We start from the raw sequence: 19,957 nt of genomic DNA, 5'->3' as shown, positions 1-19,957 counted from the left end.
CAACTGAGTGTTTCCAGTTGCTACAAGACAGCCGAACCAATGTGGGAGCGAGCCTGCTCGCGAATGCGGTTGACCAGCCGCAGATACAGTGACTGATAAATCGCTTTCGCGAGCAGGCTCGCTCCCACAGGGAATGGCGTAAAGGCCAAAATTCCCGTGATCGCGGTTGGCTTAACTGACCTTGAACCGCCCCATGATCGCGCTCACGCGGCTGTTGGCTTCGAGCAACTGGCGGGTATTCAGCTCGCTGGCCTGGCTGCTCTGCACCAGTTCGTCGACCATGTGACGGATCTGCACCATGCTGCGGTTGATCTCTTCGGTCACTGCGCTTTGCTGTTCGGCGGCGGTGGCGATCTGCGTGCTGAGGCTGTTGATGTGGCTGACCGAACCGGCCATTTCGTCCAGCCCCGAGTTGACTCGGGCGGTGGCGTCAGCGGCGGACTGGCAACTGGCCTGGGTGTTTTCCATGGCGCTGACCGAGGAACTCACGCCTTGGGTCAGACGGGTCAACATCTCATTGATTTCCGAGGTGCTGGCCTGAGTGCGGGCGGCGAGGGCGCGGACTTCATCCGCCACCACTGCAAAGCCGCGACCCTGTTCACCGGCCCGCGCCGCTTCAATCGCCGCGTTGAGGGCGAGCAGGTTGGTCTGTCCGGCAATCGCACCGATCACGCCGAGGATTTCGGTAATGCGCTGGGCGTCCTGCTGCATGTTTTCGACTTTGTGTGTAGCGCTGGCCACTTCGTCGATCAGCGCGACCACGCTGTTGGTCGCTTCACCCACCACGACGCGCGAGCGATCGGCGTTTTCATTGGCGCGCTGGGTGAACGCAGCGGTTTCAGCGGCATTCTGCGCCACGCTTTCAGCGGTGGAGCTCATTTCGGTAATGGCGGTGACGGTCTGGTCGGTTTCCGAGGCGTGACGCAGCAGAATCTGGCTGGTGTGCGCCGAAGTGCGTTGCAGATTGTCGAGGCTGGACGCCATGGCGCCGGTGGCCTGGGTGACTTCGCCGATCATGTTCTGCAAATAGACGATGAAGGTGTTGACCGAATGGCCGATAGCGCCCAGTTCGTCCTCAGCGCGAATGGTGATGCGGCGGGTCAGGTCGGCGTCACCGCTGGACAGTGAATCGATGTTGGCTTTCAGAGCCTTCATGCGCTGTACCAGTTTGCGAATCGCGTAAACCTGCAACAGCACCAGCAGGATCACCAGCGGAATCTGGATCAGGCTGAGACTGTTGAGCACATCGTCACGCTGGGCGTTGAGCATCTTGGTCGGCAGGGCAGTGGCGAGGAACCACGGTGTGCCCTCGATAGGGCGCATGAAGAATGTGGCGTCTTCACCGTTGTTGTCGAACTCGACGCGTTGCGCTTTATCGCGGTTCTGCAGGCCGTTCTTGATCTGATTGATGAAGGTCGAGCTGGCCGCCAGTTCGCTGATGTTCTTCAACACGATCGGGCCGCTGATGCGCGAGCTGTTACTGATGATCTTGCCGTCAGCCTCGACGATGAGCATTTCGGCGTTAAGGTCTTTTTCCTTGCGCGCTACCAAATCGTTGAAGAAGCCCAGGGTCACGTCGATGGTCGAAACGCCCCAGGCACTGCCGTTCTTGTAGATCGCCATGGCGCAGTTGGTGCGCGGCTCGGCACTGGCGTCGTCCTTATAGGCAGCGGCCCACGCGCACTGGCCGCGCGGGGTGGCCATGCCGCCCTTGTGCCAGCTCTGGTCGTAGTAGTTCGGTGCGGCGTCGCTGTTCCAGAAGGTATTGACCTTGAGCTGACCCGAGGCATCGCGGTGCCAGAAGGTGCTGAACTTGTTGCGCCCGGCTTCGCGCTGGCCCGGCAACGGCCAGATACCGCCGCCAAAGACTTTCAGTTCGCCGTACTGATCCACCAGCCCTGGCAGCACCACGTCGATGGCGGCGCTGTCGAGCAGGGGGATGGTCTGGGTGATGCTGCGTTGCTGCGCCTGCACCTTGTTCAGTTCGCCCTGAATCTGCACGGCGACTTCGGCGATGCGGTTGAGCACGACCTTCTCTTCCGTATCGCGCAGGGTCGGTGCGACCAGTTGGCTGATGCCGACCACGGTCAGCACGGACAACAACAGGATGAACAGAATCAGAAACAGCGTGTAGCGAGCCTGAATAGTGCGCAGTGCGGGCATGGAACTGATCCTTGAGCGGCTTTTTGTTGGAGGGCAGGAATAAAACAGGACGGGTATCACAGCGTATCGTCGTTCCGGGCGGAAGCTTTAGGTACTTGCGTGCCGAAAGAACTCAGGGCGATGACCGGTTGGTATCGGGATTGGTACATCCATCGCAATCGCCACAGTTGTTACATCCTGATGACGGCTCTGAAGCAATGTTTGCGGGCCTTAAGCTCAGTGTCATGAATGTACGAGATTTGTAAAAAAGCGCACAAAAGGGTTGGTTGGATCAGGCGAAGCGGCCGATACTCGCGCCCATTCAATTGGTTGGAACAAGGACATTTCATGCTCATTGCACAAGGAATCCTCGCATGACGATCGGCTATACCGGCGCCTGGGAAAGCAAGGCGGGCGTAATGGTCCGTGATACCGGCGCGAAAAAGCAGGTTTCGCAGAGCGTCAAGGTGCAGCAGATGCTGACCCTGGTCGGCAACGATCCGAATGCGCTTAACGTCGCGGAGATGGACAAACAGGGTTTGCGCAAGCAGATCAAGGGCTTTGATCCAGCCAACGTCTCCGTAAAGCAGTTGGGCAACCTCAGCGAATTCCTGCGCGGGCGCGGCCTGATTTCCGAGATCACCTCGATCACCTTGCTCAATGCCGGCGACAAATTCGACCGCTTCGGTGTGCAGAAAGACCCCGACGCCAAGTTCAACGCGCTGGAATATTTCGCCACGCAGCTCGATGCCATCCAGACCAACAGTCTCAATGGCAATTACTACGGCAAGAGCCTGATTCCCGAATTCAAGAAAGCCATTTACGTCCTGCAGAATCTCAAGACCTATGGCGAAGGCAATGCGGCAGTTCCGTCCGACAAAGGCCTGACGGCAAAGGCGTGACATCTGCCGATGAAGCCCGCTCATCCGTGTGCGGGCTCCGGCTGATTACACCGCAGCCATGGCTCGCCCAGTGAGTTGACGTTGTGCCTGGTCGTGTAACTGCTGCATGTGCGGGCAATGCAATGTCAGCTTGCGCGTGCGGTAGCCGCGATGAAACAACGTCAGCCAGCCTCCTCGATTGTCTTGCGCAGGCGCCAGACCGGTGAAAGCAAAACCGATGGCGTTAAGACTGTGCAGATCCACGGCAAACTGTCGAGACAGCTGCAAACGAATCGAAATCAGCCAATGCCCGGGCAGCGTTCGCAACTGATCGAGCAGTTCCGGTTCGAGTTTTTCCACGAGCATTTCATGGCGATTGCCGTGTTGTTCAACTTGAACCGAGGGCCCGCGCCAGCATGCTGCGCTGGGCGAACAGCCAAACGCCGCCGTCATACGCTCCATGAACGCACGGTAGCGGGTTGGCCACGGCTGCTCCGGCAGCGGACGCTGATAGCCGTCTATGGCGCGGACACCCAAGACGATCGACTCCGGTGTTTTGCCGCCAAAGGGTGAGCGGACATAGTCCGGCAACAGTCCGGTGTTATGAAAACCGAGACCGATAGCCATGCGTTGGGTATAGGGGTGGTGGGTGACCTGTTTGATCGAAACGCTGCGACAACCCAACGCCTGTGCATGAGTCAGCAGTTGCGCGCCCAGGCGCGTGGCAATGTTCTTTCCGCGGGTATCGGGATGTACGACGCTCAAGGCCAGTTCGGCATCGTGCGAGCTTTCGCTCTGCCGATACAAAGTGGCATGGCCAAGAATCCGTTCACCCTCGACCGCAACCAGTGAGTGCCAGCGCTTGGCTGCGTGGTTCTGATTGATCAGGCAGGGCAGGTAGACGTCGCTTTGCACGTAATGATCGCCATAGACCTCGCGAAACAGCTGGCTGACTGCCGTGGCGTCGGTGTCACGGTAATTGCGCAGGATCAACGTATCCATCACGCACCTCCCCCTCGTCCGGGCCATAGCAGCGCAAGTCAACAATTCGCAGGCTTTTCCCCGCGCGAGGATGGCGCGCCAAGTCCTCGAACCGGCAACTCTGTATACGCAGCTGCAATAACCCGGCGCCTCGCAGTTGTGGTATCTGCGGATACAGTTCGATCAAGCGGGCCTCGAGTCTGTCCTCGATGCGGGTCGATCCTTCGTTGACTACGTATTTCACCGTCAACAGATCCCTGCCGTCGTCGTGCTCGATCAATAACTGCCAATCGTTGCTGCCACTGATGCTCCGGACGCTTTCGCTGATTTCATCGGTCATCAGCGACAGAATGCCGACCCGCACACGCTGGCTGCTGCCGCTGCGCCCGCGCAGGGCGAATTTGCGTTGTGCAGTGCCCGACGGCTCTCGCCAGCACGCAAGATCTCCGACGGGATAGCGGATCAACGGCATCAAGCGGCGATGCAGATTGGTCAATACGAGCAGACCGGTTTGATCGCAGGCCTCGATCGTTGCGCCGCTGTGCTGATCGACAATCTCCAGCAGCACGTGGCCGTCAGGTGTGCGATGTTCTCCTTCGATGCAGTCACGATGACTGGCACCAATGAATCCGCCATCGACACTGGCGTAGCCGATCGAGGCAATGCGCGCGTTGGGCAGCACTTGCTCAAGGAGCTGGTGTTGTGAGGCAAACAGACTCTCCCCGCCATAAAGCACGGTATCAACCAAGGGCAGCGCAAGGCCGCGTTGGTCGAGCCAACTGGCGAAGGTCAAAAGTTGCGCAGGCACGCCAGCCAACACGTTGATCCGGTGTTGCACGATGGCATCGGCCAGCATTGGCGGGTCGACTTCGCCGGTAAACGGAAACTCGGTGATAGGCGTTTCCACATGGGCCAGTGAATCGTGGATAAACAGAAAACTGGCATAGAGGTCGCCAGCGAAGAACAGATTGGCGACACGGTCGCGGGAGCTGAATTGCTCGCTCAGACTGCGGCCGAAAGCTTCCACTGTGCGTTGCCATTCCGTGCGGGCATATACGGAGAGCCTGCCGCCGCCGGTTGAGCCACCGGTCTTGAAGACCAGGGCGTGGGCCAGGGGGGCAGTCAGAACCGGCCATTGCGCCAGATCCGCGCTGTCTTTCCAGAAGTCTGCCGGATCAAGTAGTGGCAGTTCGCACAGCGAGCTTATTGCCTCGGGAATATCGGCGAGGCTGTTCCTGTAGAAGGGCGAATGCTTGCGGGCAAAACCCATCAATTCGCTAATCGGGTCGGTTGTTTTCACGGTGTATTCTTCTTGATTCGAATGAGCCAGCTCACGGCAAGCGTCAGCGGCGGGAGTCAATGACCAGCGGCGTCTTGCCGCTGTGTTTGTTTTGAACGAAGTGCTCGGGCGGGCATTGTTCGATCTGCAGCACCAGCAATCCGCTGTCGACCACGGTCATCAGGGTCAGGTAATCGGCGAGACGGTGTTTAGCGATGTCGGCTGCAAGTTCACAGTGCAGTTGCATGCGCTCGACGCCCTCGGCGCTGTGGTCCAGCTGCAACTGAAACGGCACTTGCAGCCGCGACGCCAATTCGCTCAGGGAGATGAAGTCAGTGCCGATGCGCAACAGCTTGCCGTGGCGTTGCAACAGCTCGAAGCGTGGCGACGTCAGCCCGCAGGCGCAGACGCCCGGCAGCCAGCGCCCGGTGTCGCCAATCTCATAACGCTGCACGCGCTGGCCCCCTTCACGGGCGAGCGAGGTCACCAGCAGCCGACCCACCTGATCGCCGATCACCGGCACATCCTCATCGAACGCGACGATTTCCAGGTGCTGGATCGCGTTCATCAGATGGAAAACCCCATCCGCCGAAGCCCTGCAGGCATGGCCTAGCGGGCCGGCATCGACGCTGCCGTAGATCGCCGAGCGAATGCTCGACACGCCACAACTGCGCAGCAATGCACGGTTCTGCTCGCTCAGGTGCTCGCCACCCAGAAAGACTTTTTCAACCCCGCCATAAGCGCGCAGCCGCTGCTGCTCATTCAAAAACAGGCGATGCACTGTGGCGGGCATTCCCACCAGCACGTTGACCCGTTGGTCGATGATCAATTGAGCAATCTCCCGATAATTGTCATCAGCGGGGGCGGCCATGGGCAGGTGCGTCACCTCAAGCAATTCCAGCGCTTTGCTGAAGCTGAGAAAACCGCCGTACAGCCCGCCACAGAAGAACAGGTTCATGACCCGATCCCGCGCCGGATCAAGACCAGCGGCGAACAGACCGTCAGCGGTTGCGCGCATCTGTCGATCGAAATCGCGATAGCTGTAGCCGGCCAGAGCAGGGGTGCCGCTGCTGCCTCCGGAGCGGAAATACAACTGCGCCTGATCGTTGATGGGCTGGGCGACGAACGCCTCTTTGTTCATGATCGCAGCGCACGACTTCGCCGCGAGTGGCGGTGAATCGAGACTGGCCTGATTCGGCAGTTGCGTGGCCGCCAGACTCACCGATACCCGCCGACTCAAGCGTTGCAGCGCATAGACGCCATCATGGGGTTCGCCCTCGTAGCCGTCGTGAATGTTGCCGATCGGTGCGATCCGCGTGACTCCGGCAGCGATCAACGCATGGGTAAGCTCGATAATTTGCGGTTGTGCGCATACCAGCGCACAGCTTTGCAGGACGTTGCGCCACGGCAGCAGGGTGGCGGTCAGCAGCGCTTGCGGCAGCGGGTGCAGCAGTACGCTGCGAAACAGCGGTGAAGGCGCGAGTTGCCGATCATGGCTCCATATCACCCGCCAGCCCGGGGCGCTCCACACTTGCCCGGTATGACCGGCGAAACTCTGGCCGAGGCGGGCCATCTGCGTGTGCGTGGTAATTTGCGCAGCTTCCTGAATTGTCGGTACCAGAGCCGGCCATTGCGTGGCGCGTCGTTGCAGGGCCTGCACCAAGCGTTCACCGATATCGCGCAAAACCTGCGGATCATCGCTGTCCACCAGCAGCCATTGCGGGCTGGAGCAGGCCTGCTGATCCAGTCGGCAGACTTCGTCGGCGACGGCATCAAGCGCCTCCGGCGTAGACGATTCCGGGGTGAGATAGACGAAGCTGATGCGGTGCCCCCAATCGATCCAGCGACAACCCGGCACCAACTGTTGCCGAATCGCTTGCAGGGCCGCTTCGCCACCCCACGCTGCAACGCCGTTGGCGGGTTTGCACAGCTTGCCGATCTGCTCGGTGCTCGCTGGAATCACCGCCACATGTCCGGCCAGTTGTCCGCTGGCATCGCAGTCGACCAACGCGCGCAGCAGTTGCGCCGTCAGGCCTTGATCGCTGCGGCTGGGGCGCAACCAGTTGACGTTGCCGGCGAGCAGACTTTCCACCACCGCGCAAAAGGCCAGCAGCGGCGCGTTGGCCGGAGTGATGTGCACCACCAGGCCGAGTGGACGCCAGGCTTCGAAGCGTGGCTGGCGATAATCGAAACGACGCAGGCAATCGGCCTCGGCGCCCAATTCACGCTGGCGTTTGTAGGCTAGCGCTTCGGGCTGGCAGAAATCGATCAGGGCCTGCCGCTGCTCGTTGTCGAGGGGCAGATCCGAGTGCGCGTCATGCAGTTGCCGGGCAAATCCCGCGACTGCGTCGATGACTGTGCGGCTGTCGAGGGCCCTCGCCAAGTGTTGCGGCAACGCCTGTTGCAGGTCTTGCAGCGCTTGGTCGAGGCTATAAGCGTGGTGCAGTTGTCCATTGATCAAATACATATCAGTGACTTCCCAGTAATTCGGCGGCGGCCATTGCGCAGCTTCTGCCCGCTGTGGTGGCGGCGCGGCCGTGCAGTTCGAACCAGTCGCTGGTCAATCCACAGCCGCAACTTGCGCCCGGGTGCAGCGTGGCAAGGTCGCTCATGACCACGGCGTGGGCCGGGCTGGAGGAGATGTAAGGCGAGACGAAGCCGAGCAGGCCTTGTTGGCCATAGGGCAGCAGGGAAAAATCCGCCGGATCGCGAATCAGCACTCGCGAATACACCGGCACATGAAAGCGGTGACGGGCGCATTCGATGTAAGGCACGGCGTGCTCGACAGCACCGTAACCGTCGCGGCAGCGGGCCGGTTCGATGCCCAGTTGCCGATGGATATGGGCGTAAAACTGTTGTTTGGGAATTTCCTCCGCGGCCTGGGTTTTCCAGCCACCGCCAAAAAACGCCAGCGAACCGGCGGGCAATTGCACATCCTGCACAGCGGTAGTCTGCATGCGTTGCAGGGTCTGCCAGAGAAACGCCGGGAAGCCGAAAATCCGTACCGGCAAGCCTTCTTCAGCGAATGACTGCAAGGCGGCGATCACGCCGAATACATCGAACTGATGGCCGCGACCAGTGTTACGCAAGGCGTAGACCACGCGATTGACCGGGGCAAACCGACAGAGAAACTGGTCGGTAAACGAGGTGCCCAAGGTAATGCGTCCTTCGGGTTCGTAGCTCAACAGCAGGTAGTTGCACGGACTATCGGGAGTGTCCCAGGCGTAATGGCGGAAGATCTGCGCAACCATGAACTGCGCGCGAGCCAGGCTGCGTTCGTCGTAACGCATCCGGCTTTTCTGCCCGCTGGTGCCCGACGAAGTCAGTTCCAGGGCGTCTGCGCCGGTGCTGCTCAGCAGCAGGTGTTGCTTGAAGAAACTGGCAAAGATCGGCGGCAGACGCGACCAGTCATTGAGATTGTCGAGGTCCTGCGGCGTCAGTCCATGGGCGTTTAGCCAATGGGCGTAACCCGGAGTGTGCTCGCAATGAAAGCGGCTGATTTCAGTCATCGCCCGATCAAACAGATCAGGCGCGGCTGAATCCGCACAATAGGGTTGCGTCAACGCGCACAGCGCGTCGGCATAGGGTAGGTGAGTCATCCATGTTCCTTATTGAGGCGAGGCCACATCAGCGGTGGTGGTTTGCAGGAGCCGGTAAACCATGGGCAGGCACATCAGCCCGCCGAATGCGGCCCAGAGAGCGAAGTATTCAAGACGGCTGCCGCCACCGATGGCAGCAATCAGCGAACCGCCAAGGCCCATGACGGCGATCGAAATCATGCCGGTCAGCGCCGACACCAGACCTTTGCTGTCGTCACTGGCAAACAGTGCCAGGCGATACACCGCCGCATTGCTCATGCCCAGCCCGACGGCGTACAGCGACAGACTCGCCACCACCGGTCCAAGCCCCGCACCGAGCAATGCGCACGCGGCCAGAAACAGAAGGCCCAGACAGAACGGCCAGAGCGCCAGTTGAATCAATTGCGTCAGCGAATGAGTCTGCAGCAAGCGGTCAAGAATCAGATTGCCGGCGATGACTGCCGAGAACACCGGTATCTGCCACAGGCCATATTCCAGCGGCGGCATGTCAAGCACCCGCACCAGCAGCAATGGCGCCAGGCCTATCCAGGCGATCAGCGGCAGACTCATCAGGCCGAGCGCCAGGCTGGCACAGAGGAAACGCGGATTGCCCAACAGCGCACCGTAGCGCCGACAAGTGAGGCGCCAGGAGAAGGGCACTGGGCGAGTTTGATGACCGTCGCGGCGCTCGACGCCCACGGTTTCCGGCATCCACAGCAACAGGCCGAGCCAGACCAGCGCTGCTGTGCATCCCAGCAGCAAGAAAATTTCCCGCCAGCTCAGCCATTCCAGCAGCAGGATGCCAAGCAGCGGCCCGAGCAACGGCGATAACAACGCAACATTGCCGAGCAACGCCATCAGCCTGACGGCGTCGGCTTCGCAAAAAACCTCCTGCAATGCCGGGTAGCTCACGGCGACGACGAATCCCAGCCCCATGCCCTGCAACAGACGCAACAGGTTGAACGCTTCAATGCTGTCAGTGCTGAAAGCTGCCGCGCACGACACACCGAACAGTGCACTGCCGATCAACAACAGTGGCCTGCGCCCGAATTGATCGGACAAGGGACCCAGTAGCCATTGCAGGCAGACGCCACCCAACAGATACAGATTGAATGCATGGGGTACATGCCGCGCGTCCGCTTCGAGGTCGGTAGTGACGTCCAGCATCGCTGGCATGATCACGTCGCTGGCCATGTAAGTGAGCAGTTCGAAAGCGGTCAGCGCGAGACAGAAACCGGCAACCTGTCTGGGGCCGATATTGATAAGTGTTCTCTGCATGAACATCCCTGTTTTATGAGTGGTAGGAAGTTCGCAGAGCCTAGGTGCAGACGCACAGCCGACCTAGCCGTTTGCTGCGTCAGCAGATTTCAAAAACTTACGGCATGTTTAAAGGATTGGCGCGGCGCGGAAGCTGTTTACTTCTTTGCGCCAGAGCAGGGAGGGCGGGCCATGCCTCAAGGTCGGCTGACCTTGCAGCCAAAAGTCTTCAGGGGCGGTAACATGGCACTCCGTTTGCCCCGGCACGTCCCCGTAATTCGGCAAGTGTATGGCTTGCAAACGCATACATTCCAACGTTTCAGGAAACCGCAATGACCCAGAAGCAACGCTTGATTTATTCGATTCTGATCGCCCTGTCGGTACTGGCGATCATGCTGGGCCTGTCCTGGCTGCAAAACGCCGGCATGATCACCGAGAAAACTTTCCAGTACGTCGCGATCGGCGTGGCCGTGGTTGTGGTGGTGATCAATGGCGTGATGCGCCGCAAGGTCAAGCCCTGAACGCGAGCCTCATTCGTGGTTGAGGACCGCTGCAGCCTGCGGGTGCAGGCTGTAACTCTTGTCGGCGTTGAAGGTGATCACGCCTTCGGCGCACAAGCGTTTCAGCACTTCGCGCACGCTGAGAAAAGACAACGGCACGTCCAGATCGAGCAACTGGCTATGCACGCCACGTACGCCCAGGCGACGATTGCTCTGTGCCGCCACGAGCAGGGCGTCGATGACTTTCAGGCGAATCAGGCTGGTGCGCAGGCCGAAACTCTTCAGTAACACGCGGATGCGCTCATTGCCCGGACGCTCGCCGCGCTGGGTGAAATTGCCGGTGTGCGAACCCATGGAAACGCCCTGTGGCGTCTGGCTACCGTCCGATGGTAGTTGCGAGTTGTACATGCGATTACTCCTTTTCAGAGCCAGATCGGGAAAGGTTTTGTTGCGCTCTCTAAACAAGACGTTTCAGCACGACAAATCATGAAAGAAAAGATGTAGAAATTTCGTCGCAAATTCGTCTCGGCCTTGTGATGCCGGCCTCGTCCCGAAGAATTGCCCGCTAAATTTTTCTCCTCAGCTTCGTTTCTTCGTCAGGCTCATTGCGCGTGGACGCAGGGGCAATCGACCTTTCGATCAGGAGCAAGCGTGATTATTTCCAGGCAACTCACCGGGCTGGCCCTCGCCAGCACCTTGTTCGGACTGAGCCTGTCGGCCCATGCACTGAGCCCGTCTGCACAAACCAGCGCCGATATTCGCCGCACCAGTTTCGGCGTGCCGCACATTCGCGCCGAGAGCGAACGCGGGCTGGGTTTCGGCATCGGTTACGCCTATGCCCAGGACAACCTGTGTTTGCTGGCCAACGAGATTGTGACGGTCAACGGCGAGCGCTCACGCTACTTCGGCCCGGAGCAGTTCACTGTCGAACAACGGGAAAACCGCGTCAGTGATGTGTTCTTCACCTGGCTCAATACTCCAGAAGCGGTCGAAACCTTCTGGCAGGCGCAACCGACGCAGGTCCGCGACCTGGTCGAGGGTTATGCCGCCGGATACAACCGCTATCTGGCCGAACGGCGCCAGCAAGGATTGCCGCAGCAATGCCAGGGCGAGTGGGTACGTGATATCAGTGCCGAGGACCTGGTCAAACTGACACGGCGCCTGTTGGTGGAAGGCGGGGTCGGGCAGTTCGCCGAGGCTCTGGCCGGCGCCACGCCGCCGCAAGCGACCGCACAGGTCAAGCACGATGCCGAGGCGTTCCAGTTGGCCGACGCCCGTCAGCAACGTTTCGCCCTGGATCGCGGCAGCAACGCCGTGGCAGTCGGCAGCGAGCGTTCGTTCAACGGCCGTGGCATGTTGCTGGCCAACCCGCATTTCCCATGGGTCGGGGGGATGCGCTTTTATCAGATGCACCTGACCATCCCCGGCAAGCTCGATGTCATGGGCGCGGCATTGCCGGGTCTGCCGATGATCAACATCGGTTTCAACCAGCATCTGGCCTGGACCCACACTGTCGACTCGTCGAAACACTTCACCTTGTATCGCCTGCAACTCGATCCAAAGGATCCGACCCGGTATTTGCTCGATGGCAAGTCGCTGCCGCTGAACAAACAGACGGTTACCGTGCAGGTCAAGCAGGCTGACGGCCAGGTCGTGCCGGTGAAACGCGATATCTACAGTTCGCAGTTCGGCCCGATCGTGCAATGGCCGGGCAAGCTCGACTGGGACAAGCAGTACGCCTACAGCTTGCGCGATGCCAACCTCGACAACGATCGCGTGCTCAAACAGTGGTACGCAATGAACCAGGCCAGCAATCTCAAGGATCTGCAAGACGCCGTGCACACGATTCAGGGCATCCCGTGGGTCAACACTCTGGCGGTGGATGACAAGGGTCAGACGCTGTACATGAACCTGTCGGTGGTGCCGAATGTCAGCGCGGAAAAACTGGCCAAGTGCAGCGATCCACGCCTCGGTCTGCGCATGATTGTCCTGGACGGTGCCAACAGCGGCTGTGCCTGGGATGTCGATCCGCACGCGGCGCAGCAGGGCATTTTCGCGTCCAGCCAGTTGCCGCAATTGCTGCGCAAGGACTTCGTTCAGCATTCCAACGATTCAGCGTGGCTGGCCAACCCGGCGCAACCGCTCACTGGCTATTCACCGCTGATCAGTCAGGACGGACAACCGCTGGGCCTGCGCTCGCGATTTGCGCTTGATCGTTTGGCTGAGCTGAGCAAAAAAGGCCCGTTGGCGGTCAAGGATCTGCAGCACATGGTCATGGACGATCAGGTCTATCTGGCCGCGCAGGTCATGCCCGATCTGCTGAAATTCTGCGGCGCCGATCTGGGCAGCGATGCGGCCACGCTGAAGCCGGTCTGCGCCAGCCTCAAAGCCTGGGATGGTCGTGCCAGTCTGGATTCCGGGATCGGTCTGGTGCACTTCCAGAACATCATGCAGGCGCTGCTTGAATCACCGGATATCTGGCGTGTTGCATTCAATCCGGCCGATGCGCAACACACTCCGCACGGCCTGGCGCTCGAACAACCGGCCGTGGCCAAGGCGCTGCGTGAAGCGATGCTGGCGTCGGTCGAGCGGGTCGCAAAAATGGGCCTGAAACCTGAAACGCGCTGGGGTGATATCCAAGTGGTCAGCAGTGGCGGGCGGCAAACGCCGATTCATGGCGGGCCGGGTACGTTGGGCATCTACAATGCAATGCAGAGCGTGCCCCGTGATGACGGCAAACTTGAGGTGGTCAGCGGCACCAGCTATCTGCAAGTGGTGAGCTTCGACGAAAAAGGCCCGCACGCCCAAGGGCTGCTGGCGTTCTCGTTATCCAGTGATCCGGCGTCGAAATATTCACGCGATCAGACCGAGGCGTTTTCGAAGAAACAGTGGAGTGTCCTGCCATTCACTGAGCAGCAGATCCAGGCGGATCCGCAATATCAGGTGCAGACGATCAAGCAGGATCAGGCAGGGAAGGTGGCAGCGCAGTAAACAGTCGTCGCCTGAAACAAACGAAGGCCGCCTCCCGCAAGGGACGCGGCCTTCAGCTTTTCGGCGGGCGCTGCGGCATCGAATTGATTACCGGGTTGCCTTCCTTGTTGCGGGTCAGGTAGACCGGCAGCACTTTTGGCAGGCTGTTGGCGAGGTTGTTCATCTCTTTGATGTTGTAGACACCACCCACGCGGATCGCGCCGGTACTGGTGTCGGCCAGCATCAACGGCTTGTCGAGGTAACGGTTGATCAGCGGCAGGGCGTCGTGCAGCGCAAGGTTGTCCAGTATCAGTCGGCCGCTGCGCCACGCCAGCGAGGTATCGCCGGGGTAGGTCTGACTGATTTGCGGGGTGTAATCGCCATGTCGGTAGCGTGCCTGCATCGATGGACTCAGACGCAGGCCGTCGCCCGGCAGATCGCGATTGCTGCTGACCAGCACCGAACCCTCGACCAGATTGACCCGAACCTGATCTTCATACATCCACACATTGAATCGGGTACCGGTTACGCGGATCTTGCCATCGCCGGCGCGCACCACGAACGGATGAGACGCGTCATGGCTGACATTAAAAAACGCCTCGCCCTTGTTCAGAGTGGCGCGACGTTCATGTTTGTAATTGCTGAAAGTCAGGTCGGTGTTCAGGTTGAGTTCCAGCTGGCTGCCGTCACTCAGAGTGATCTGACGCACACTGTCGGTGGCGGCGTAATGCTGATAACTGTTGGGCACCCAGCCCAGACTCCAGCCGCTGTAGGCCGCGAGCGGCAAGCCGACAGCGCAGGCGCCGGCGATGACCGCGAACTTGCGCCACGAACGCAAGGGTTTGCGCTGCGCCGCGAGCGCCTCGGGTTCGGTTCGAGGCAGATCTCCGGCGACTTCCCAGATTTCCTGCATGGCTTCGTATTCAAAGGCATGCAGCGGATGGGCTTCGTGCCAGTCTTCAAATGCGCGACGCTCCTCGTCCGTGCAGTCAGCGGCGTGCAGACGCATGCACCAGTGCGCGGCGGCATCGGTGATCGCATCGTATTCGGCTTCCGAGAGAGTGTCTTGGGTCATTGACTCGTCCTGATTTCGCTCATTCTAACCTCGCCGGCAGGCTGCCGAGAACATCCGTCATGGCATTTACCCATCAACGTGGAACTTATTTTTCCCTGTGGCGCCCAAAAAAACAGGAAGCAACTGCCTACTATCCATAAATGGAGTGAAAAAATGATCAAAAAGACATTCGCAGCCCTGATCGCCACTGCTGGTTTGCTCAGCGCCGGTGCCGCTCTGGCGGACAAGCCGGGCGCAGGCTGGATCACCATCGAAAAAGCCATCGAGGTCGCCAAGACCAAGGCCGGTTATGTCGAGGTCTATGAGATCGGCGCCGACAATGACGGCTACTGGGAAGGCGAAGGGCGCAAGGCCGATGGCAGTGTCTATGAGTTCCGCATCGACGGCGCCTCGGGCAATGTACTGCGGGACCAGAAGGATTAACCCAGCATAAGCACCCCTGATTCTTGTGTTGAGCAATGCGCTGGCGCGACGTCAGCGCATTTTTTTGTCTTCACGGCAGCGCTTGCGAGGATCCTGCCTGATCCGAGCCCGGCGCCGCTGACGATGGAGGGGCGGGAAGCGGGTCGAGCTGGCGGCCCAGTTCACTGATGAGCAATGCGATCGAATCGGCGTTGGCGAGCATGACGTCAATCCTTGCATCTGCAGAATCAGGGCGGCAAAACGCCAGGCGTGCATCTGCAAGGTTTGTGGTGTTGGTAAGGCTGAGGATTTTTTGGTAATTGCCGGCATGCGCCGGCATTTTGTCGAGGTCGGTCCAGACCTGTTTGCCGGTCTTCACCGCAAACAAGTGCTTGCCGTAGCGCGACAATAAGCTGCGATGACGTTCAATAGATTCCTTGGCATGTTTGCCCGGGGTCGTCCTCGTATCGATGAGGTCCAGATAAGGCGCCATGGCCTGCACGGCGACAAGATCGTCGCTGTCGCAAACCAGATGCGAGAGCTCATGGATCAGCGTTACAGCGCGGGCATGGGAATCAACATTGAACCGAGGAGGCAAATGCGCAGTGTATTTATCCAGTCCCGGGTTGAAAAACAGTTCAGTGAGATGAATGATTTTTCGTTTGTCCTGTTTGAAAACGAATGCCACGGTATTGCCGCTGCCAGGCCCGTTCAGACCAGTAAAAAAGCGTTCGGTGTAGAGCAGATCGTCTTTCGGGTTCGTCAGTTCTCGGCAAACAGGAATGATCACCTTCTCGAATTTCCTGAGCAGCGTGGGCGTTATCACCGACACCTCGAAGAACTCCTTTAAAACCGTCTCTAACCGCGTGCCCGTAAGGTTGTCGCGCTGCGTAACGTAGTTATGCAGACAATTGACTGCGTATTCTCTTGCACGATTTACCGCTTGCTGTATCACGAACGCCCTGGCCGGATAGCGACGGTTGATCTGGGCCATGCCTCTGGCCTGGATATACATTTCTACGGAACGGTTTTCCTCGACTTCGTGTTGCACAGGGTCACGTTTTTTTGACCGGCAGCGATACACCTGCTGGCTGGTGCTTGCGACGACCAGACGGGAGTTTTTCTCCTCGAGTGCCGGCCCCTGGCTGCCGTCTTTTTTGCGCAAATACCAGGTCTTTTCGACCTGGACCGTCGGATACACCTTGCCGGCAATGGCGGCGTATTTCTGCGTCGTCGACGAATCGCCATAGACCAGCTTATTGGCATCGAGCTTGAGGCTTTCCAGCGCCGTGCTGCTTTCGAAGGGCTGCAGATCCACGCGGGCGGGCGTTGCCGGTGACACTTTTGCCCAGCGAGAGGCTGCTTGCACCGTCGTGGCTGTACCCTCAGGTGCGTGCGCCTCTGCGGCGAATTCGGTACTGAGCGTTTCTGCCTCGCTTTCCCAGGACAGACGTCCCAGGCTGAAGAGGGTAATCGCCCCTGCAATGAAGCTTTTCAGGGCGTTCGCCCAGTGGTGATCCTGCAGGCCTTCAGCGGAAGCCTTGAAATCCTGATAGCTGCGCCAAAGGAAAAATCCGCAGGCGAGTTTGCCCGGCAACACGTGCGGCACCAGGCGGACGCCGTGGCTGAACAGAAACTTCACTGCTTCCCAATCTGCCTGGGCATTGATCTGTGGCTGACTGCGCAGCATTTGTGGCAGAAGACTCAGGGTGTCTTTGTGCAACCGCTCGAGCACGTTGCCCTTTATGGGGGAGTCATGAAGGGTGATTTCACTGTTTTTGCCGATCGTTGTTTTCAGCAGGCTCTTGAATACGGCCTGCTGCGCGTCAGGCAGACGCCGGATGAGCAAGTCCTGAAAGTGGCCGGGGGTATTGAGTGCCTCGATCAACTGCGCTTCGTTCTCGAACTCGCGAAATACCCATCTTGAGTAAGGCGCATAAAGGACCCGGGGACCTGTTTGCCCTGCGCCCGGACCGAAGACATACAGTCCGAGCGCGTCTACGCAATCAGCGCCCGAAGTCTTGATCAACGATAGCGGACAAGCGATGGCGTGAGCACCGTCGACCATCGCCCGCGCTATCCCGTCCGGCATATCGAGGACCTGGCAGATATAGTCGTAGCCGGTATCGGAGAGTTGCTGTTGCAACTTCATCGAGTGGGCGTGCTGCATCAATTGCCAGGGCAGCTGGCGCAAGAATCGTTCTTTGCTGAGGCGTGCTGAGGCGCTATCAGCTGTCAGCGCTTCCGTCACTTTCGCGGTGTAGGTAGTGGCAACGTCGAGAGATTGCAGCAGTTGCCGTACGGCGGACTGGCCAAAATCCTTCGGTAGTGCCGTCGCTGTTGTCGATGCCACTTTGAAACCGCTGTCCTGCACGACGTTGTAGTGATGCAAGCTAAACTCCAGCAAGTCACAGGCAGGGCCGGCCAGTGTCAGGTTGGGGGTGATCCGGATGTCCTGTGGCTTGAGGCCGTTGCCTGGAAATCGCGCATCGAGCAGTGTCTTGAGTGTCTGCTCGATATGAGTGGCCAGGGCCGGGGCCTCATCGAGGAAATCCTTGCCGTCGATGAACGCGCGGCGCATTTCATCCAGCAACGCCAGTTGCGTGCGCTGCTCGGTCGCCGAGGCCATGCGCAACCAGTCGGGATAATCCAGATGACTGGCAAGGGTTCGTGCAAGGTCAACGGCGCGGCGCAGATTGGTATCGATCACCGCGCTTTTCATTTGCTCAAGGTAAGTCTGCAACCTGTCCTGGTCCTTGATACAAACGCGCAGCTCTTCTGAATCGGCCAGGAAGTGTTCAATGCCCGATTGCATGCGATTACTGGAAACCCGGTCTTCAATCAATTGAAAACTGCCCAGGGTGTATTGCTGGTCCAGTCGACGTTGAGCTCTTGGCAGATTTTCCAGCAGCGTGCGACTCTGGTTGTTGTCATCCAGGCGTTGTTGCAATTGCTTCTGCGCGACGGCGATATTCTCGAACTGTTCCAGCCCCGTGGCCGGTGTCCACAGGATGGCGCGTCCGGAATGCTTGTCATCCATGCCGCCGCGCTCGGTCAGGAGCACGCAGTGAGCGAGCGGCAGCGCACCTTTGAACTCGGCACAGGTGAGGGTGAGCGACCAGGCATCGGGGCGAAAACCATTGAGTGACTGGCGCTCCCTGCGTGTCGGATGCGTGGCATCGAACACGGTGTCGACGATCTTTCGCTCCGCCTCCAGCCATGACCCGCTGAGACTGCGCAGGTACGCCTCACCGCGCAGGCCATCTTCGAACGCCTGCGCCAGCTTCCAGAGAATGCCCTCGAGAAAGACCCGCTGTTCGCCGCCGTGGCCGGTCGGCTGGTCTTTGAAGTGGCTGGTCAGATTATCCAGCGTCCGTCCCAGACTCGTCGCCTGCTGCGCAGCCTTGTCCGCTTGCACGAGTGACGATGGCGGAGTGCTGGTGAATAACGGACGGGTACTCCAGCGCTGATTGAGATCGAGCTTGAGCAATCGTTCATGAATCATCGAGCGGATATCCAATGCCTTATCAAAGAGTGCATGGATATCGGTGGTGCGTTTGCTCTGACGAAAGCGCTGCAACACGAATTCAATGTTCTGGCGTTGTTTGGTGATGATGGTCTCGAACAGCGTCGTCATGATCTCACCGCCAATGTTTTCCCCGGATACCTGTGCGTTAGTGAAGCCAAGGTAGCGATTGCGCTCTTGCAGGTTCATCAGCCCGTACAGCTCATCTTCGTGCCCGGCAGCTCGCAGTTTGGCGGTCAGTGTCTGTTTGAGGTCGGCGTAGTCGGTGAGTACCTGCAGGCCCTGGCTGGGCGTATAGAGATAAGCCTTGTCATGATTGATCATCAGCGAACCGGCCAGCTCGACACAGGCTGTCTCTTCGCTCAGGCACACGGTTTCGAACGTTGGCCGCCGCACTGCAACGCTTGGCTCACGGACCAGACAGTGCAGGGCGTCGAATTCGCTGGCAGTGAGGATCTGCGTTTCGCGCTTGATCATCAGATCGGCTCGCGCTTGATCCTGTAGCGTCTGGCTGAAGAAAGTACGTCTGGGCGAGCCTTCGAATGAGGCGCCGTTCCAAAACACCTCAAGCTGTCGAAACAACAGCATGGTCAGTTTTCCCGATGCCGACTTGATCGCATTGGTCCAGGCCGACTGATCGTCTTCGCTTATCGAACGGGCGGGATGGGTGAATTCTACGGCCTGACCGTGGGGCCAGCCCTGACGGTGAAAGTGCACCAACAGCGCTTCAGTCAGCGACAGCGAGTCGACCCACTGTTTCCCATCCGAAGAAGTCACCGAATAGAAACCGACCCGGGTAAGCGACTGTTGCACGGTGCCAAAATGCGCTTCGAGCAGTTCGTCGAGAATCTTTTCCAGCAGCGTTGCAAGGGATGGCAGGCGTTTGAGCTCGTCCAGCAGGTCACGGGCGCACCTCTCCAGGGATTCGCCGATAGCCGCTTGTTGGTCCTCGAACACATCACCTTCGATGGTTTCGCAGGTCAGGGTAATCCCGCGTTTTTCCACCAGTTCCTTGCGCAGCGAAACCGAGAGGAAAGCCAGCAGATCATCAGCTTCCCCGGCATTGTCGAGGCGTGTCTGCAGGGCGTCCGTCAGTGCTTGGCGGTCAGCGAATTTTTTCAGGCCATCGTAGGGCGTATAGAGAAACACGCCGTTGTCATCCGGCCCTGCGCTGAGCATGAAGCTGCCCGCCAGCGGCACGGCCTGTTGCTTTTCGGCGTTGAGCAGGATGCGTTCGGCCAGCATCGGTGGGGTTTGCTTGTTGCGCAGCGATTGCGTCGCCAGTTGCGCATGGGCGAGCCAGTCGAAGTCTTTGCTGTTGAGACCGTGTGCCGGACCCAGGGCAGCATGCAGGCCGGGTGAATCG

At 59.3% G+C, this 19,957-nt stretch carries 14 protein-coding genes; 5 read left to right on the top strand and 9 right to left on the bottom strand.

Going from position 1 to position 19,957, the window contains the following annotated elements; genetic code table 11:
- Positions 1 to 171: 171 nt before the first annotated feature.
- Positions 172 to 2,163 (bottom strand): methyl-accepting chemotaxis protein, encoded by a 1,992-nt coding sequence (locus QMX86_RS14655; protein ID WP_282383952.1) that lies wholly within the window; start codon positions 2,161 to 2,163, stop codon positions 172 to 174.
- A 353-nt stretch (positions 2,164 to 2,516) separates the two neighbouring features.
- On the opposite strand from QMX86_RS14655, the gene QMX86_RS14650 reads away from it, so the two are divergent.
- Positions 2,517 to 3,044 carry a hypothetical protein gene (locus tag QMX86_RS14650; RefSeq protein WP_071172374.1) on the top strand — a complete coding sequence of 176 codons (528 nt, stop codon included), beginning with the start codon at positions 2,517 to 2,519 and terminating at the stop codon, positions 3,042 to 3,044.
- Positions 3,045 to 3,089: 45 nt separating this feature from the next.
- On the opposite strand, the gene QMX86_RS14645 is transcribed toward QMX86_RS14650, so the two are convergent.
- From QMX86_RS14645 to QMX86_RS14625, 5 genes are read right to left on the bottom strand one after another with little or no spacing between them, the layout of a single operon-like run.
- On the bottom strand, positions 3,090 to 4,025 hold the full coding sequence (locus QMX86_RS14645; protein WP_282383956.1) for a GNAT family N-acetyltransferase: 936 nt from the start codon (positions 4,023 to 4,025) through the stop codon (positions 3,090 to 3,092).
- Positions 3,994 to 5,304: a phenylacetate--CoA ligase family protein gene (locus QMX86_RS14640; RefSeq protein ID WP_282383958.1), complete on the bottom strand. Its 1,311-nt coding sequence runs from the start codon at positions 5,302 to 5,304 to the stop codon at positions 3,994 to 3,996. The genes QMX86_RS14645 and QMX86_RS14640 overlap by 32 nt, the downstream gene beginning before the upstream one ends.
- Before the next feature lie 43 nt (positions 5,305 to 5,347).
- On the bottom strand, positions 5,348 to 7,750 hold the full coding sequence (locus QMX86_RS14635; protein ID WP_282383959.1) for an acyl-CoA reductase: 2,403 nt from the start codon (positions 7,748 to 7,750) through the stop codon (positions 5,348 to 5,350).
- A 1-nt stretch (position 7,751) separates the two neighbouring features.
- Positions 7,752 to 8,882 (bottom strand): acyl-protein synthase, encoded by a 1,131-nt coding sequence (locus tag QMX86_RS14630; protein ID WP_151551065.1) that lies wholly within the window; start codon positions 8,880 to 8,882, stop codon positions 7,752 to 7,754.
- A gap of 9 nt (positions 8,883 to 8,891) precedes the next feature.
- A complete protein-coding gene (locus QMX86_RS14625) occupies positions 8,892 to 10,139 on the bottom strand; it encodes an MFS transporter (protein ID WP_282383964.1) in 1,248 nt (415 codons plus the stop codon).
- A gap of 311 nt (positions 10,140 to 10,450) precedes the next feature.
- On the opposite strand from QMX86_RS14625, the gene QMX86_RS14620 reads away from it, so the two are divergent.
- A complete protein-coding gene (locus tag QMX86_RS14620; protein ID WP_016770563.1) occupies positions 10,451 to 10,639 on the top strand; it encodes a hypothetical protein in 189 nt (62 codons plus the stop codon).
- 9 nt (positions 10,640 to 10,648) lie between these two features.
- Here QMX86_RS14620 and QMX86_RS14615 read toward each other — a convergent pair whose 3' ends face one another.
- The gene (locus QMX86_RS14615; protein WP_071172379.1) at positions 10,649 to 11,026 is read right to left on the bottom strand and encodes a fe2+ zn2+ uptake regulation protein; all 378 of its coding nucleotides are present in this window, start codon (positions 11,024 to 11,026) and stop codon (positions 10,649 to 10,651) included.
- A 243-nt stretch (positions 11,027 to 11,269) separates the two neighbouring features.
- Here QMX86_RS14615 and QMX86_RS14610 point away from each other — a divergent pair, with 243 nt between their 5' ends.
- Entirely contained in the window at positions 11,270 to 13,609 is a 2,340-nt protein-coding gene (locus QMX86_RS14610) for an acylase (protein ID WP_282383966.1), read from the top strand.
- A gap of 52 nt (positions 13,610 to 13,661) precedes the next feature.
- On the opposite strand, the gene QMX86_RS14605 is transcribed toward QMX86_RS14610, so the two are convergent.
- A complete protein-coding gene (locus QMX86_RS14605) occupies positions 13,662 to 14,663 on the bottom strand; it encodes a FecR family protein (RefSeq protein WP_123442532.1) in 1,002 nt (333 codons plus the stop codon).
- Between the two features lie 153 nt (positions 14,664 to 14,816).
- Between QMX86_RS14605 and QMX86_RS14600 the strand changes: the two genes are divergently transcribed.
- Positions 14,817 to 15,086, top strand: coding sequence for a PepSY domain-containing protein (locus QMX86_RS14600; protein ID WP_071172382.1), 270 nt, complete (start codon positions 14,817 to 14,819; stop codon positions 15,084 to 15,086).
- A gap of 70 nt (positions 15,087 to 15,156) precedes the next feature.
- Here the strand turns inward: QMX86_RS14600 and QMX86_RS14595 are convergent, their stop codons facing one another.
- Positions 15,157 to 19,548, bottom strand: a complete 4,392-nt coding sequence (locus QMX86_RS14595) for a DUF6543 domain-containing protein (RefSeq protein ID WP_282383971.1) — start codon at positions 19,546 to 19,548, stop codon at positions 15,157 to 15,159.
- On the opposite strand from QMX86_RS14595, the gene QMX86_RS14590 reads away from it, so the two are divergent.
- On the top strand, positions 19,531 to 19,953 hold the full coding sequence (locus QMX86_RS14590; RefSeq protein WP_282383973.1) for a hypothetical protein: 423 nt from the start codon (positions 19,531 to 19,533) through the stop codon (positions 19,951 to 19,953). The genes QMX86_RS14595 and QMX86_RS14590 overlap by 18 nt on opposite strands.
- Positions 19,954 to 19,957 lie beyond the last annotated feature (4 nt).

The sequence above is a fragment of the Pseudomonas sp. PS01270 genome (genome assembly GCF_029959775.1).
Lineage (GTDB): Bacteria > Pseudomonadota > Gammaproteobacteria > Pseudomonadales > Pseudomonadaceae > Aquipseudomonas > Aquipseudomonas atacamensis.
This window is presented reverse-complemented; position numbering and strand designations above follow the sequence as displayed.

Bases quoted from the DNA above. Each gene is read 5' to 3' on its own strand.
- QMX86_RS14655 (WP_282383952.1), bottom strand. From the start codon at position 2,163: ATGCCCGCACTGCGCACTATTCAGGCTCGCTACACGCTGTTTCTGATT.
- QMX86_RS14650 (WP_071172374.1), top strand. From the start codon at position 2,517: ATGACGATCGGCTATACCGGCGCCTGGGAAAGCAAGGCGGGCGTAATG.
- QMX86_RS14645 (WP_282383956.1), bottom strand. From the start codon at position 4,025: ATGGATACGTTGATCCTGCGCAATTACCGTGACACCGACGCCACGGCA.
- QMX86_RS14635 (WP_282383959.1), bottom strand. From the start codon at position 7,750: ATGTATTTGATCAATGGACAACTGCACCACGCTTATAGCCTCGACCAA.
- QMX86_RS14630 (WP_151551065.1), bottom strand. From the start codon at position 8,882: ATGACTCACCTACCCTATGCCGACGCGCTGTGCGCGTTGACGCAACCC.
- QMX86_RS14625 (WP_282383964.1), bottom strand. From the start codon at position 10,139: ATGCAGAGAACACTTATCAATATCGGCCCCAGACAGGTTGCCGGTTTC.
- QMX86_RS14620 (WP_016770563.1), top strand. From the start codon at position 10,451: ATGACCCAGAAGCAACGCTTGATTTATTCGATTCTGATCGCCCTGTCG.
- QMX86_RS14615 (WP_071172379.1), bottom strand. From the start codon at position 11,026: ATGTACAACTCGCAACTACCATCGGACGGTAGCCAGACGCCACAGGGC.
- QMX86_RS14605 (WP_123442532.1), bottom strand. From the start codon at position 14,663: ATGACCCAAGACACTCTCTCGGAAGCCGAATACGATGCGATCACCGAT.
- QMX86_RS14600 (WP_071172382.1), top strand. From the start codon at position 14,817: ATGATCAAAAAGACATTCGCAGCCCTGATCGCCACTGCTGGTTTGCTC.